Consider the following 482-nt stretch of genomic DNA (forward strand, 5'->3'; position numbering starts at 1 on the left):
CTTGACTGGAGCGATTAGAGAACCGGTGGGGCACTACCCAACACCATTGCGGAGTCGGGTCTCACCCCATCGGAGGTCCATATTGTTGAGGCCTGACCGCTCTGCCCGGTACCACAACGTGGTAGTGCAGCGAGCAAAGCTGCAAGGCGAAGCTGTTCCGGTTTCGCGAACGCCTGCAGTGTCCAATAGGATCGAGGTTTTTGCCGAGAGCGTGAGGTGCTTGATCGCTCGCGGCTCGGAGAGAGCCGTCAATCATGTACGTCGGAGCCCTGCTGCTCATGGATGCGCCGGCACTGACGAGAGGTTAGGATTCTCGTATCGAGGCTCTCCGGTTGCAATTTCTTGATCGACCGATCGTCTGAGACAATGCGGTACGTCTTCGTTGCTCCCGCCGGTTTTTGGCCCGTCCCCAGGGCTGTGAATGTGACCTTGTTCAACCCCGGCAGCATGTCGGTGTCGTAGTTTGGCGCCGCACGCTGGAG

General features: G+C 58.9%; 1 protein-coding gene. It reads right to left on the reverse strand.

The genetic code is table 11. The annotated features are described in order from the left end of the window. Positions 1-248: 248 nt before the first annotated feature. A partial coding sequence (locus tag OCH239_RS23435) for a hypothetical protein (protein ID WP_211242051.1) occupies positions 249-482 on the reverse strand: 234 nt, incomplete at its 5' end.

Source organism: Roseivivax halodurans JCM 10272 (assembly GCF_000521785.1).
GTDB lineage: Bacteria > Pseudomonadota > Alphaproteobacteria > Rhodobacterales > Rhodobacteraceae > Roseivivax > Roseivivax halodurans.